At 72.0% G+C, this 13,794-nt stretch carries 15 protein-coding genes; 5 read left to right on the forward strand and 10 right to left on the reverse strand.

What is annotated here, in order from left to right:
- Positions 1-14 precede the first annotated feature (14 nt).
- Positions 15-485, forward strand: a complete 471-nt coding sequence (locus tag ACTOWY_RS15010; protein ID WP_441310238.1) for a hypothetical protein — start codon at positions 15-17, stop codon at positions 483-485.
- Here the strand turns inward: ACTOWY_RS15010 and recG are convergent.
- Both recG and ACTOWY_RS15020 read right to left on the reverse strand, forming a co-directional pair.
- Positions 482-2,692 (reverse strand): ATP-dependent DNA helicase RecG, encoded by a 2,211-nt coding sequence (gene recG, locus ACTOWY_RS15015; RefSeq protein WP_441310239.1) that lies wholly within the window; start codon positions 2,690-2,692, stop codon positions 482-484. The two genes, ACTOWY_RS15010 and recG, sit on opposite strands and share 4 nt — an antisense overlap.
- A 28-nt stretch (positions 2,693-2,720) precedes the next feature.
- Entirely contained in the window at positions 2,721-4,319 is a 1,599-nt protein-coding gene (locus tag ACTOWY_RS15020) for a DAK2 domain-containing protein (RefSeq protein ID WP_441310470.1), read from the reverse strand.
- 203 nt (positions 4,320-4,522) lie between these two features.
- On the opposite strand from ACTOWY_RS15020, the gene rpmB reads away from it, so the two are divergent.
- On the forward strand, positions 4,523-4,714 hold the full coding sequence (gene rpmB / locus ACTOWY_RS15025; RefSeq protein ID WP_185009173.1) for a 50S ribosomal protein L28: 192 nt from the start codon (positions 4,523-4,525) through the stop codon (positions 4,712-4,714).
- 607 nt (positions 4,715-5,321) lie between these two features.
- Here the strand turns inward: rpmB and ACTOWY_RS15030 are convergent.
- From ACTOWY_RS15030 to ACTOWY_RS15050, 5 genes are all read right to left on the reverse strand, one after another.
- Positions 5,322-5,996, reverse strand: a complete 675-nt coding sequence (locus ACTOWY_RS15030; RefSeq protein WP_441310240.1) for a uracil-DNA glycosylase — start codon at positions 5,994-5,996, stop codon at positions 5,322-5,324.
- A gap of 44 nt (positions 5,997-6,040) precedes the next feature.
- Entirely contained in the window at positions 6,041-6,697 is a 657-nt protein-coding gene (locus ACTOWY_RS15035; RefSeq protein WP_441310241.1) for a hypothetical protein, read from the reverse strand.
- A gap of 121 nt (positions 6,698-6,818) precedes the next feature.
- On the reverse strand, positions 6,819-7,340 hold the full coding sequence (locus ACTOWY_RS15040; RefSeq protein WP_441310242.1) for a gamma carbonic anhydrase family protein: 522 nt from the start codon (positions 7,338-7,340) through the stop codon (positions 6,819-6,821).
- Positions 7,341-7,355: 15 nt separating this feature from the next.
- Complete coding sequence (locus ACTOWY_RS15045) at positions 7,356-7,847, reverse strand: GNAT family N-acetyltransferase (RefSeq protein ID WP_441310243.1); 492 nt, start codon at positions 7,845-7,847, stop codon at positions 7,356-7,358.
- 67 nt (positions 7,848-7,914) lie between these two features.
- Entirely contained in the window at positions 7,915-8,886 is a 972-nt protein-coding gene (locus ACTOWY_RS15050) for a thiamine-phosphate kinase (RefSeq protein ID WP_441310244.1), read from the reverse strand.
- Positions 8,887-8,982: 96 nt separating this feature from the next.
- Here ACTOWY_RS15050 and ACTOWY_RS15055 point away from each other — a divergent pair, with 96 nt between their 5' ends.
- Entirely contained in the window at positions 8,983-9,219 is a 237-nt protein-coding gene (locus tag ACTOWY_RS15055; RefSeq protein ID WP_185009185.1) for an Lrp/AsnC family transcriptional regulator, read from the forward strand.
- Between the two features lie 76 nt (positions 9,220-9,295).
- Positions 9,296-9,883, forward strand: coding sequence for a DUF3515 domain-containing protein (locus ACTOWY_RS15060; RefSeq protein ID WP_441310245.1), 588 nt, complete (start codon positions 9,296-9,298; stop codon positions 9,881-9,883).
- Positions 9,884-9,904: 21 nt separating this feature from the next.
- Here the strand turns inward: ACTOWY_RS15060 and ACTOWY_RS15065 are convergent, their stop codons facing one another.
- Together ACTOWY_RS15065 and ACTOWY_RS15070 are read right to left on the reverse strand one after the other, a co-directional pair.
- A complete protein-coding gene (locus ACTOWY_RS15065; RefSeq protein WP_247760625.1) occupies positions 9,905-11,005 on the reverse strand; it encodes a D-alanine--D-alanine ligase family protein in 1,101 nt (366 codons plus the stop codon).
- Positions 11,006-11,147: 142 nt separating this feature from the next.
- Complete coding sequence (locus tag ACTOWY_RS15070) at positions 11,148-12,587, reverse strand: aminotransferase-like domain-containing protein (protein WP_441310246.1); 1,440 nt, start codon at positions 12,585-12,587, stop codon at positions 11,148-11,150.
- Here ACTOWY_RS15070 and ACTOWY_RS15075 point away from each other — a divergent pair.
- The gene (locus tag ACTOWY_RS15075; protein ID WP_441310247.1) at positions 12,586-13,281 is read left to right on the forward strand and encodes a pyridoxamine 5'-phosphate oxidase family protein; all 696 of its coding nucleotides are present in this window, start codon (positions 12,586-12,588) and stop codon (positions 13,279-13,281) included. The genes ACTOWY_RS15070 and ACTOWY_RS15075 overlap by 2 nt on opposite strands.
- On the opposite strand, the gene ACTOWY_RS15080 is transcribed toward ACTOWY_RS15075, so the two are convergent.
- Positions 13,254-13,733, reverse strand: coding sequence for a cysteine dioxygenase (locus ACTOWY_RS15080; protein WP_247760628.1), 480 nt, complete (start codon positions 13,731-13,733; stop codon positions 13,254-13,256). The two genes, ACTOWY_RS15075 and ACTOWY_RS15080, sit on opposite strands and share 28 nt — an antisense overlap.
- Positions 13,734-13,794 lie beyond the last annotated feature (61 nt).

Below are 13,794 nucleotides of genomic sequence, written 5' to 3' on the forward strand. Positions count from 1 at the left end.
GAGCAGAGGTCGTGATGGCAAGAGTCGTGTCCAGCATCGCCCAGTCGGTTCTGGTGGAGAACGACCACTTCACGCTGCACGACGAACGCGGCCCGGCGCCCAGCCTGCCACCCGACCCGGTGGACCGCGACCTGGTGCACGCCGATCTGGGGCACGCGGTCTTCCGCAGCGCCGCGAGCACGCACTACGCGGCGGTGCGGGTGGAGCTGTGGGACGGCGAGCCGCTGCGCTCCACCGCCGAGGGCTGGGATGCCAAGGGCGCGGTGGAGGTGCTGGCGGGCAGCGCGCAGCTGGTGCTCGGGCCGGTGGTCACGGTCAGCGAGACCGCGCGGCTGTCGTTGCCGGTGCCGGGGCGGTACCGGATCGACGCGGCCGCCCGCGGGCGGGCCGAGATCCAGGCGCTCGGACCGGGGTCCTACGCGCACGGGGTGGAGAACTGGGTGATCCGGATCTGGCCGGTGGGCCAGGTCCAGGCGATGGGCTAGGCCTTTTCCAGGTACTCGGCCTTCTCCGCGTCGACCAGGGACTGCAACAGCGAGGCCAGGCCGGGGTAGGCGCGCAGCTCCGGGTCCTCGGTGAGCAGCGCCACCGCCTCGGTGCGGGCGGTGGCGATGACGTCCTCGTCGCGGAGCAGGGACAGCATCTTGAGGGTGGATTTGGCGCCGGACTGGGTGGTGCCCAGGATGTCGCCCTCGCGGCGGAGTTCCAGGTCCATCTGGGCCAGCTCGAAGCCGTCGGTGGTGGCGGCTACCGCGTCCAGGCGTTCCCTGGTGGCGGTGCCGCCGGGCGCCTCGGAGACCAGCAGGCACAGACCGGCGGCGCTGCCCCGGCCGACCCGGCCACGCAGCTGGTGCAGCTGGCTGACGCCGAAGCGGTCCGCGTCCATGATCGCCATCACGGTGGCGTTGGGCACGTTCACGCCGACCTCGACCACGGTGGTGGCGACCAGGACCTGGACCTTGCCGTCGGCGAAGCCGCGCATCACGGTGTCCTTGTCCTCCGGCGCGAGGCGGCCGTGCAGGATGCCCACGTTGAGCCCGGCGAGGGGTCCGGCGGCCAGTGCGGGGGCCACGTCCAGCACGGCCAGCGGCGGGCGGCGGTCGCTCTTGCCGCCCTTGTCCTCCTTGGGCGGCTCCAGGCTCGGGTCGTCGGCGCCGTCGATATCGTCCTCGGCCTCGGCCTCACCGATCCGCGGGCAGACGACATATGCCTGGTGACCTGCGCGGACTTCTTCGGTGATGCGCTGCCAGACCCGGTCCAGCCAGGCCGGTTTCTCCGCGGTCGGCACCACGTTGGTGCTGATCGGGGAGCGGCCGCGGGGCAGTTCGCGCAGCGCGGAGACCTCCAGGTCGCCGTAAACGGTCATGGCCACCGTGCGCGGGATCGGGGTGGCGGTCATGACCAGCACATGCGGGCTGGTGCCCTCGCTCGCCCTGGTGCGCAGCGCGTCGCGCTGTTCCACGCCGAAGCGGTGCTGTTCGTCCACCACGACCAGGCCGAGGTCGGCGAAGATGACCTTGTCCTGGATCAGCGCGTGCGTGCCGACCACGATCCCGGCCGCGCCGGAGGCGATGTCCAGCATCGCCTGCTTGCGTTCCTTGGTGCTCATCGAGCCGGTGAGCAGGGTGAGCCGGGTGGCGTGCCCAGGGGCGCCGAGTTCGCCCGCGCGGGCCAGGTCGCCGAGCATCTCGGCCAGTGAGCGGGCGTGCTGGGCGGCCAGCACCTCGGTCGGAGCGAGCATGGCCGCCTGCCTGCCCGCGTCCACCACCTGCAGCATCGCCCGCAGCGCGACGATGGTCTTGCCGGAGCCGACCTCGCCCTGCAGCAGCCGGTTCATCGGGTGCTCACCGGAGAGATCGGTCGCGACCGCCGCGCCGACCTCCTGCTGACCGGCGGTGAGCTGGAACGGCAGCTGTTGGTCGAAGTCGGCGAGCACGCCCTCCGGCTTGGGTGCGCAGCGCGGGGCGGGGCGGGCGCCGGAGACGATCCGGCGCTGGGCCAGCACGAGCTGCACGGCCAGCGCCTCATCCCACTTGAGCCGGTTGCGCGCGCTGGTCACCTCGGCCCAGTCGGCCGGCCGGTGCACCTTGCGCAGCGAGCCGGACAGGTCGGCCAGGCCGTGCCGGGCGCGCACCACCTCCGGCAGCGGGTCCTCCGCGCCGTCCCACTGGTCCAGGACCTGGCGCACGCACTTCTCCACCACCCAGGTCTCGATGCCCTTGCTGGCCGGGTAGACCGGGATCAGACCGCGGGCGAACTCGTCGGCGACCGAGTCGTCCTCGTCCGCGCCGAGCAGCTTGTAGTCGGGGTGGGCGAGCTGGAGCGCGCCGTTGAACGAGGTGACCTTGCCCGCGAACAGCCCGCGCTTGCCGACCACCAGGTCCTTGGCCCGGTGCGGCTGGTTGAAGAAGGCGATGGTCATCGCCCGCTGGCCGTCGGTGATCGTGGACTCCACGATCGAGCCGTACTTGGTCTTCATCCGGCGCACCGTGGTGGCGCGGACCTCGGCCAGCACGGTGGCATGCTCGCCGATCTCCAGTCCGGCGATGCTGGTCAGCTCGCCGCGCTCGGCGTAGCGGCGCGGATAGTGCCGGAGCAGGTCGCCGACGGTGCGCAGGTTCAGGCCTTTGTCCAGGGCCTCGGCGGTCTTGGCCCCGAGCACGTGGTCCAGCCGGTCGTCGAAGGTGGTCATCGCCGTCCATTCAACCGCGTGGCACTGACTATTCGACGCCCAGCAACACCATCGCGCCGCGCGGACCACCCGAGTACGCGGCCAGGTCGACCTCGGGATGGGCGCGGCGCAGGTGTTCCTCGACCTCGCCGACCAGCTCCGGCGGCGCGGCCGCGCCGAGCAGCAGGGTGACCAGTTCGCCGCCCGCGGAGAGCATCCGGTCCAGCAACTCGCACACGGCAGGGGCCGGATCGGCGCTGATCAGGACGACCTCGCGGTCGATCATGCCGAGCAGGTCGCCTGGCCGGCAGCGGCCTGCCCAGGTGATCGCCTCGGCCTGGGCCACGGCCAGTTCGCCGCGCCGGGTGGCCGCGGCGGCCTCGGCCATGGCCACCACATCGTCGCCGTGCCGCCGCTGCGGATCGTGCACGGCCAGCGCGGCCAGGCCCTGCACCGGGGAGGCGGTGGGCACCACGACCACGTCGTAGCCGGAGCGCATGGCGTGCTCGGCGGCGTCCTCGGCGATCATGGTCAGCTCGGGGTCGTTGGGCAGCACCACGATGTGCTTGGCGCCCGCGCCGGTGAGGGTGGCCAGCAGTTCGGCCGCGGCCGGCCGCTGCCCGGTCCACTGGCAGACCACCGCGCCCTCGCCGCGGAACAGCTCGGCCAGCCCGTCCCCGTCGGCGAGCACCACCACGGCGCGGTCCCGCAGCAGGCCGGTGGGTTCGGTGGGCAGCTGGTCGGCGAAGCGGATCACGGTGATCCGGTGCGGCCGGCCCGCCTCCACCCCAGCCTCGACGGCCGCACCGACGTCCTGGCAGTGCACGTGCACGGTCCACAGTCCGGCGCCGTCGGAGACCACCGAGACGCAGTCACCCAGTTCGGCCAGCCGGGCACGCAGGGCGCCGCAGCGGGTGTCGTCGGTGCCATCCAGCAGGTACATGACCTCGTAGTCGTACTCGGCCGAACCCGCCTCACGGGTGGCCTGCAACTCGGCCTTGCCGCGCCGGACCAGCGCGTCGAACCGGGCCGAGGAAGGCAGTGGCAGGCCGGTGACCACGGCGGTGAGGGTTTCCAGCAGCACCAGCAGACCGCGGCCACCGGCGTCGACCACGCCGGCGCGGGCCAGTGCGGGCAGCTGGCTGGGGGTGCGGGCCAGTGCCTCGGCGGCGGCGGTGCTGGCGGCGAAGGCCACCTGGTCCAGGCTCTCGCCGGCCTCGGCGGCGGCCTCGGCGGCGGCGTGCATGACGCTGAGCACGGTGCCAGGGGCCGGTTCGCTGACCGCGGCGGTGGCCAGCCGGTCGGCCAGGTGCAGCCCGTCCTTGAGCGCGGGCCCGGTCAGCGTGCCGTCCAGGCGCAACGCCTCGGCCAGCCCACGCAACACCTGGGACAGGATCACCCCGGAGTTGCCGCGCGCCCCGGCCAGCGCGCCCTTGGCCAGCGCGGCCAGCGCCGACCCGCCGTCCACGGCGATGACCTGGTCCAGGGCCTCCAGCGCGGCCCGCATGGTGTGCAGCAGATTGCTGCCGGTGTCCCCGTCGGGCACCGGGAAGACGTTGATGCGGTCGATCGCCTCGCGGTCGGCGGTCAGCGCCTGCACACAGGCCGCGGCCCATCCGCGCACCGCGACCGCGTCGAGCACCTGCAACACCTGCGGCCGCCTCCCTCTAGATGTTGCCAGCGAGACTAGTCGGTAGGGCCGGTTTGGTTGGGCGTGCGTGCACCAGATACGCTGTCGGGGTTGCCCGGCTCGGCCTGGGCTCATGCACGCATCCGCACCCGGATACGTGCGCCCGTTTTTGCCAGCTGGCATCGCGGACTCTGTAGAACAACGTGTAAGGAGTGTCTGACGTGGCTGCCGTTTGCGACGTCTGTAGCAAGGGGCCGGGCTTCGGCAAGTCGGTCTCGCACTCCCACCGGAGGACCAACCGCCGGTGGAACCCGAACATTCAGACCGTGCGCGCGAAGATCGGCCTGTCGCAGCGCAAGCGCCTGAACGTGTGCACCTCCTGCCTCAAGGCGGGCAAGGTCGCCCGCGGCTGAGTTCGGCCGCAGCTTCGGCGAGAGGCCCGGATCACACCAGTGATCCGGGCCTCTCGCTGTCTCCACCCAACCGCGTGTTGGCCGTTGTCGTACACCGAGTTGGCCGTTATGGACGGCGAGTTGGCCCAACTCGTACGCCACGTTGGCCGTTGTGGGACAGGGCAGAGGGTGGGGTTGGGGGTGAAACCCCACGACGAGGGCCCTCGCGTGTTCTCCGTACGGCCTGGAGCATGCAGACCACACCCCGATGAGCGGCCCCTGCAACACAAACCGCCGCCGAACCCACCCAACGTGACGGGGGCCGCTCATCGGGGTGTGGTTGGCTGGCGGAAGGCCGTACGGAGAACACGCGAGCCCTCGGAGCCACGCTGGAACCGGCCCCGGCAGCCCAAACCCCGCCCCGCAACCCGCTCATCCCGGGTGTTGATCTGCCCCACCCCTCCGGTGGTCTGCCCGGCCGGCGAGGCCATCCCTTTTTGATCTTCGGCTTAAAAATCAAGAGCAAAGATCAAGAGCCAGTGCCCGTGGGCGGTACAACAACGGCCAACACACCGCCCACAACAGCCAACTCGCCGTCCACAACGGCCAACACGCGCGCGTCTGCTGGCTAGAGCTTCCAGTCCACGGGGGATGCGCCCTGTTCTTCGAGCAGGGCGTTGGCGCGGGTGAAGGGCCGGGAACCGAAGAAGCCTCGGTCAGCTGACATCGGTGACGGGTGGGCCGACTCGATGCACGGCACGCCGTCCAGAAGGGGCTTCAGCTCGCGGGCGTCCCGGCCCCAGAGGATGGCCACCAGAGGAGTGCCTCGGCCGGCGAGGGCGACGATGGCCTGTTCGGTCACCTGCTCCCAGCCCTTGCCTCGGTGGGAGGCGGGGCGGCCGGGGGCCACGGTCAGGGAACGGTTGAGCAGCAGGACGCCGCGCTCTGTCCATGGGGACAGGTCGCCGTTGGGGGGCGGGGGAAAGCCCAGGTCCTCGCCGTACTCGCGGTAGATGTTGATCAGGCTCTTCGGCAGTGGGCGCACGTCGGCGGCCACCGAGAAGGACAGGCCGATGGCGTGGCCGGGGGTCGGGTAGGGGTCCTGCCCGACGATGAGCACGCGCACCTCGTCGAAGGGTTGTTTGAACGCGCGCAGCACGTTCTCCCCCGCGGGTAGGTATCGCCGGTCAGCGGCGATCTCCTCCCGGAGGAACTCCCCCATCGAGCCGATCCGGTCGGCAACCGGGTCGAGCGCCTTGGCCCAACCGGCTTCCATGATCTCGTGTAGCGGACGTCCAACCACGGAACGTGACCCTAGCGGCGTACCGCCAGGCACGGACCAGTGGGTCAGGCGCTCACCGTGCGTCGCCGCAGCCGGAGTTGCCGATGGCGCAACGGCAACGGCCGTGGCCAGGCACGCAGGAACAGCGCGGCGGCGTCCTCGGTGACCGCGCTGACAACGTCGGTGTGCTCGGCCGGGTCGTAGCCGACCAGCACCGCCTCGGCCGCGACCAGCTGCCGGGCCGCCACATCACAGAGCACCGCCGCGACCAGCGGGCTGCCGGTCACCGGGTCGCCCAGCACCAGCGAGCGGCCGTGGCTGCCGATCACCGGCACCGCGTAGGCGGCCTCCCAGCGCCTGCCGTCGGCCGGGGGCCGGGGCGGGTAGCCGGGATTGAACTCGACCAGCCTGGGCTGGATCCGCTTGGGCCGGACCGCGGTGCAGACCGGCAACGTCTCGCCGTCGGCCAGCCGCACGCTGATCCGCGCGCCGGCCTCCGGGACTCCGTGCATGGTCACCGGCACTGCCCGATGCACCGGCAATGCCTCGCTGACCGCGCCGATCGGCAGTGACGCCAGTGGCGCGGCGGTGTTCGGATCGGCCAGCACCACCTCGGCCAGCACCTGCTCACCTCGGGCGGTGAACCGCTGCAGCGCGAGCGCGGGTCTGGACTCGGTACTCCCCAGAGGCGCGCCGCAGCGCGCGTAGAACCTCGACAACATGTTCCTGCCCCCAGAAACATCGAACCTGTGGTCCGGGCAGGCCACTGCCCACCCACGATCAAGCCTACGCCGAGGGCCGACACTCTGGGGGTGACCGGAGGCGCGGTCACCCGTACGGCTGTCAGTCCAGCCGGCGCAGACCGTCCTTGTAGACCTTGATGTTGGCCACGTACAGCTCCACTCCGGGCTGCACCGCGTCCGCAGGCACCTCGAAGTTCTCCTTGATCTTCGCGGGCACGCCGACAGCGAGCCTGCGGGCCGGCACGTGGCCGTTGTGCGAGACCACCGCGCCCGCGCCGACGATCGCGCCTTCCTCGACCACCGCGCCGTTGAGCACCACCGAACCGGAGCCGATCAGGCAGCCGTCGCCGATCACCGCGCCCTCGATGTGCACGTTGTGCCCGACCACGCATCCGGCGCCGATCAGGGTCGGGTGGATGTGCGTGCAGTGGATGATCGTGCCGTCCTGCACGCTCGTCCGCTCCGCCACCTCGATCCGCCCGTAGTCACCGCGCAGCACGGCGGTGGGCCACACCGAGACGTGCGCGCCGAGGGTCACGTTGCCGATCACCACGGCATCGGGATGCACGTAGGCGGTCTCGTGGATTACCGGTTCCAGGTCACCAAGGGCGTAGACGGCCATACGGAACTCTAACGTTCACTCGGCCGCCGCCGGAACGGCGATCTGCTTGCCGAAACAGCGACTGTTGTCATACCCCGCGTACACCCCGAACTTGACGATCGGGGCGTAGCCGCTGGAGGTGTAGAGCGCGATCGCCTCGGGTTGCTCGGTGCCGGTCTCCAGCACCATCCGGCGCCGCCCGGCGGCCAGCGCGGTGCGTTCCAGCTCGGCCAGCAGCACCCTGGCCAGGCCCCGGCCGCGGGCGGCCTGGACCACGAACATCCGCTTCAGCTCGGCGTCGCCGTCGGCGAAGCCGGGCTCGTCCGCGTCGTGCGCGCGCCAGCCGCCGCAGACCATCGGCACGCCGTCGAGGTAGCCGACCAGGAACAGGCCCTTCGGCGGGGCGAACTCGGCCGGGTCGACCGGGGTGATGTCCTCATCGCCGTAGCGGCGGACGTACTCCTGCTGCACCTCGGCGATCAGCGCGGTGGCGTCGGGATGGTCGTAGGCGAGGGTGCGCAGTTCCACGGGAAGCAATTTACGTCCCGAACCGGTGAATGGAAATACATATTTCTGTATGGCCAATCACCCCAGGTCAGTCCCGGCGCCAGTGCTCCCAGCCCGCCGCGCCCTCGTACGGTCTGCCGTCCACGGTCACCCCGGGTCCGCCGACCACCGAACCGATCACCGTCCAGCCCTCGGGCACCGCCTCGGCGCCGGGGAAGGTGGCGGCCAGCGCGTGGTCCTCGCCGCCGGTGAGCATCCAGTGCAGTGGATCGGCGCCCAGCGCGGAGGCCACGTCCAGCAACCGCTGGTGCACCTCAAGGGATTTGCTGCGCACGTCCAGGCCGACCCCGGATGCCTCGGCCACGTGCCCCAGGTCGGCGAGCAGGCCGTCGGAGATGTCGATCATCGAGGTGGCCCCGGCCCGCGCGGCCTGCGCACCGGCCGCGTACGGCGGTTCCGGCACCCGCTGCGCGCCGACCACGGCCACCGGCGAGCGGAATCCCCTGCCCAGCACGGCCAGTCCGGCGGCGGCCCAGCCCAGCCGCCCGCAGTACGCGAGCAGGTCGCCCTGGCGGGCGCCGGAACGGGTCACCGGGTCCAGGCCGTCCAGGTGTCCGAGCGCGGTGACGGAGATCACCAACTCCTTCGCGGTGACCATGTCGCCACCCACCACCCCGGCCCCGGCGAGCCGGGCTTCCTCCCACATCCCGGCCATCAGTCCCTCGGCCACCGCGACCGGTGTGCCGGGCGGGCAGGCCAGGCCGACCAGCACCGCGGTGGGCACCGCGCCCATGGCCACCACATCGGCCAGGTTCACCGCCACCGACTTGCGTCCGACCTGCTCAGGAGTGGACCAGTCCAATCGGAAGTGCACGCCCTCGACCAACACATCCGTGGAGGCGACCACCCGTCCGTCCGGCGCCGCCACCACCGCCGCGTCGTCGCCCGGACCGAGCAACGTGCTGGGTGGTTGCGCACGGCCATCGGTCACCCGGCGGATAAGCCCGAACTCACCCAGATCGGCGACGGTGTCCGCACTCTGCGGCGGCTCCAGGCACAAAGGGACCTCCAGTTCCGAGCTTTGCTTCCACCTCTGGGGTAAGTTCTGCCCACGATTCCTACCCCGAGCACAGCGGTCGAGACGAAGGGGCACGCCGTGGTCCAGGCTTACATCCTCATCCAGACCGAGGTCGGCAAAGCCGCCGCCGTGGCCGAGCGCATCGGCGGGATACCCGGGGTGATCACTTCCGAGGACGTGACCGGGCCCTACGACGTGATCGTGCGCGCGGAGGCGGACACCGTTGACGACCTCGGCCAGCTCGTGGTCGCCCAGGTGCAGGCGGTTGACGGCATCACCCGCACGCTGACCTGTCCTGTGGTGCACATCAAGTAAGCGCTATACACAGCCTGCCACCGCGCCCGCCCGACCCGGGGACGGGCGCGGTGGCATGTCGTGGTTGGCTGGTTCCGTGGCACCGAACGACCGATCCATCCCGCGTCCGCTGTTGATCGCGCTGATCGCGCTGCCGTTGCTGCTGGTGGCAGGGGTCGGCACCCTCGGTCTGCTCTACGGCTCCGGCAGCTCCGGGGCCGCGCCGACCTCGAGCGCGCCCGCGCCGATCCGCACCGGACCCGTTGCGCTGCCGCCGATCCCGGCCGAGCAGGCCGCCTCGCCCGCCTGCGGCAGGCTGATCCAGGCGCTGCCCAAGGAGCTGACCTCCAGCGGCGAGCAGATCGGCCGCCGGGAGATCGTCGCGCCCGCGCCGGACGGGACCATGGTGTGGGGCAACGAGAAACGCGATCCGGTCATCCTGCGCTGCGGCCTCGGCCGCCCGGACGAGCTGAAGCCGGACAGCAGGCTGGCCGAGATCTCCGGCGTGCAGTGGCTGGAGCTGCCGGGCCAGGGCGCGAGCAGCTGGGTCGCGGTGGACCGGGAGGTCTACGTGGTGCTCACCGTGCCGTCCCTCTCGGGCACCGGGCCGCTGCAGGGGGTGTCGGAGTCGATCCACGCCACGTTGCCGCAGCAGAAGGTCGACACCGGCACCGCCCCGAAGTAGCCGCCAGTCCCGGAAAAGCCGTCAGCGCAAGCCGGTGCCGCGGGCGATCGCGGTCTCGATCAGGGTGCTCAGCAGGGTCGGGTAGTCCACGCCGGTGACCGCCCACATCCGCGGGTACTGCGAGACCGGGGTGAAGCCCGGCATCGTGTTGACCTCGTTGACGATCAGCTGGTTGTCCTCGGTGAGGAAGAAGTCCACCCTGGCCAGGCCCTGGCAATCCAGCGCGTGGAAGGCGGCCACCGCCTGGCGGCGGATCTCCTCGGAGACCTCGTCGTCGACCTTGGCCGGGAAGTCGAACTCGCAGACCTCCTCGGCGTCGAGGTACTTGGACTCGAAGTCGTAGAACTCGATGTCGCCGACCACCCGGATCTCCGAGGGCAGGGAAGCCTCGACCCGGCCGTCCGGGAACTCCAGCACGCCGCATTCGATCTCGCGGCCGAGGATCGCGGCCTCCACCAGCACCTTGGGATCGGTCTGCCGGGCCAGTGCGATGGCCGCGTCCAGCTGGTCCCAGTCGCTGACCTTGGAGACGCCGATGGAGGAGCCCGCACGGGCGGGCTTGACGAACACCGGCAGCCCGAGCCGCTCGCGCTGGGCGTCGGTGAGGGTCTTGTCGCCGCGGCGCAGCACCACGAAGTCGCCGTTGCGCAGGCCTTCGGCGGCGAGCAGCTTCTTGGCGAACTCCTTGTCCATGCCCGCCGCGCTGGCCAGCACGCCCGCGCCGACGTAGGGCAGCCCGGCCATCTCCAGCAGGCCCTGGATGGTGCCGTCCTCGCCGTAAGCGCCGTGCAGCACCGGGAAAACCACGTCGACCGCGCTGAGCACCTCGCCTGCGCGGTCCGCGCCCAGGTGCACCAGGTCCGGCCGGGTCGGGTCGGCTGGCAGGGCGAGCGCGCCGGTGGAGCCGTCCACCTCGGGCAGCTTGCGGTCGCGGATCTCCAGCGCCTTGGGGTCGCTGGCGCCGAGCACCCAGGCGCCCTCCCGGGAGATGCCCACCGGGATGACCTCGAACCGGTCCCGGTCCAGGTGGGTCAGGATGCTGCCTGCGGACACACAGGAGATGGTGTGCTCAGTGCTGCGACCGCCGAAGACGACCGCCACCCTGGTCTTGCGCTGCGTCATGGGCCCCGACCCTACCCGCGCACGCACGGCGACCATTCCGCCCCGATCTCGTACGCCGAGTTGGCCCAAGTCGTACGTCCAGTTGGCCCAAGTTGGCGTACGAGTTTGGCCAACTCGGCGTACCGGAACGGCCAACACGCGGTCAGGGGGTGAGCAGGCTGACCAGGGTGGGGAGGGCGGTGGTGAGCTGGGTGCGGGTGCAGTTGGTGTAGCCGACGGCGAGGCCGTGCCAGCGTGGGGTGGCCTGGTGGTGGCGGGCCAGGCCGTCCACGGACAGGCCGCGGGCGCGGGCGGCGGCGATCACCTCGCGTTCGGTGTCCAGGGAGTCCAGCAGCACCACCACGTGCCCGCCCGCGGAGTCGCCGAAGACCGGGGCCCCGGCCACGGAGAGTGCGGAGACCACGAGTTCGCGCCGTTCGGCCAGTTCCCGGCGCAGCCTGCGCAGGTGCCTGCCGAGGTCGCCGTTGCGGGCGAGCTGGATCATGACCTGCTGGCCTGCCGCGGCCGGGCTGACCCCGCAGCGGTGCCGGTGGTCGAGCACGGCGCGGGCGACCTCGGGCGGGGCCACCATCCAGCCCACGCCGAGGCTGGCGGAGAGGATCTTGCTGGTGGTGCCCAGGTGCACCACCACGTCCGGGGCGAGCGCGGCCAGCAGCGGCAGCGGGGCCACGTCGTAGCGCAGTTCGCCGTCGTAGTCGTCCTCGATGACCAGCCAGCCCTCTGCCCTGGCCCGCCGGACCAGTTCGACCCGGCGGGCGGCCGGCAGCCTGCCGCCGAGCGGGTACTGGTGTGCCGGGGAGCAGTAGACCGCGCGGACTCCGCTGGGCAGCGCGTCCACCACCAGGCCGTCCGCGTCGATCTCGGCCGGGATGACCCGCATGCCCGCGGCGCGCAGCGCGCCGACCGCGCGCTGGTAGCCGGGTTCCTCGATGGCCACCGTGTCGCCGGGCTGGAACAGCGCGCCTGCCAGTTCGGTGACCGCGGCCGAGGTGCCCAGGGTGGCCAGCACCGCCTCGGCCGGGGTGGCGCCCGCGCCGACCACCAGGCCGCGGTGCCGGAGCAGGTGCTCGGCGATGATCTCCCGGTAGGCGGTCAGGCCTGCGCGTTCCGGGCGCGGCATGGCCGGGACGTCGCCCGCGGCCCGCCAGGCCCGGCGCCAGGCAGCCCGGTCCACGCCGCCGGCCAGGGAGGCGCCGGGGACCAGGTCGATCAGGCCGGTGTCCTCGGATTCGGCACGCCTGGCCGGTCCGGCGCTGGGGGTGACCGCGGGCGGGGTGGTGGTGACGTAGGTGCCGGAGCCGCGCCTGCCGCCGATCCAGCCCTCAGCGTGCAGCTGCTCGTAGGCGGCCGCGGTGACGGTGCGGCTGACTTGGAGCCGCCCGGCCAGCGCGCGGGTGGAGGGCAGCCGGTCGCCGTGCCGGAGCTGGCCGGTGGCCGCGGCCCGGCGCAGCGCGTCGGCGAGCTGCACGGCCAGGGGGGTTCCGTTGCCGCGGTCGAGCACGATGGGCAGTTCGGCGGGCAGCGCGGCGTCGAGCACGGTGAGTGGCCTCTCGGGTTCGCCCGGTATTGGCACTGGGGGCATGCCAGTTCCGGCTCGAATACTAGGTGCCGTGACCACTGACGCGCTGTCCCCGACCGACCGCAGCACGATCCGCCGCGGCAAGGACCGAGCCCGCACCGACCGCGCCGAACTGCACGCGCTGCTCGACAGCGCGATGCTGTGCCACCTCGGCGTGGTGCTCGACGGCGTGCCGCTGGTGCTGCCCACCGGCTACGGCCGGGACGGGAACACGCTTTACCTGCACGGATCCTCCGGCGCGGTCAGTCTGCGGGCGGCGGGCGGCACCGAGGTGTGCGTGACCGTGACCGAGCTGGACGGCATCGTCTACGCCCGCTCGGTGTTCCACTTCTCGGTCAACTACCGCAGCGCGGTGATCCACGGCCGGGCCGTCCCGGTGGTCGGGGACGAGGCCAGGCTGCACGGCCTGCGCACGCTGACCGAGCACCTCGCCCCCGGCTCCTGGACGCACGCCCGGCAACCCGACAAGCGGGAACTGGCCGCCACCCTGGTGCTCGCGCTGGATCTGACCGAGGCGGCGGTGAAGGTGCGCTCCGGTCCGCCCGGCGACGAGGAGGCCGACCTCGGCACACCCGGTGTGTGGGCCGGGGTGCTGCCGCTGCGTCGGGCCTGGGGCGAGCCGGAGCCCTGCCCGCTGCTGCCCGCCGACGCCGAACCGCCCGCGCACGTTCAGTCCCGGACCGGGCCGATCGCGTAGTCCATCCGGTAGCGCGGCATGTCCCGGCGCTCGCCGTCGAAGACGTGGATGCTCACCGCTGGATCCGGGCCTTCGTTGATCACCTGGTGCACGTAGTGCGGGCCGAACACCCTGGTCTGACCGGCGGTGAGGGCGTGCACGAGTTCGACCGGGCGGCCGTTCTCGCCGAGCCGGGCGACCCGTTCGGCGAGCACGCCGGAGACCACGGCGAAGGCGCCGGTCGCGCCGCCGTGGTCGTGCAGTTCGGTGCGCTGGCCGGGCAGCCAGCTCATCAGCCAGATCTCGTGCTCGGCGGTGCGCTCCAGCAGCGCGGTGTAGCGCTCGGCCGGGTCATAGCGCAGCAGGTGCCCCCAGCGGGAGCGGTCCGCGGCCACATTCATGGCGATGCGGGCGGGATGGGCGGCGGCCCGGGTGCCATCAACGGCGACGGTGTTGGGCGGAACGGCGAACATGACTGAGGTCCTTCAGGCTGAGGGTGGTCGGCGCGCGGCGCAAGGCCGGGACCGCGCCGGG

The organism is Crossiella sp. CA198 (genome assembly GCF_052078295.1).
GTDB lineage: Bacteria > Actinomycetota > Actinomycetes > Mycobacteriales > Pseudonocardiaceae > Crossiella.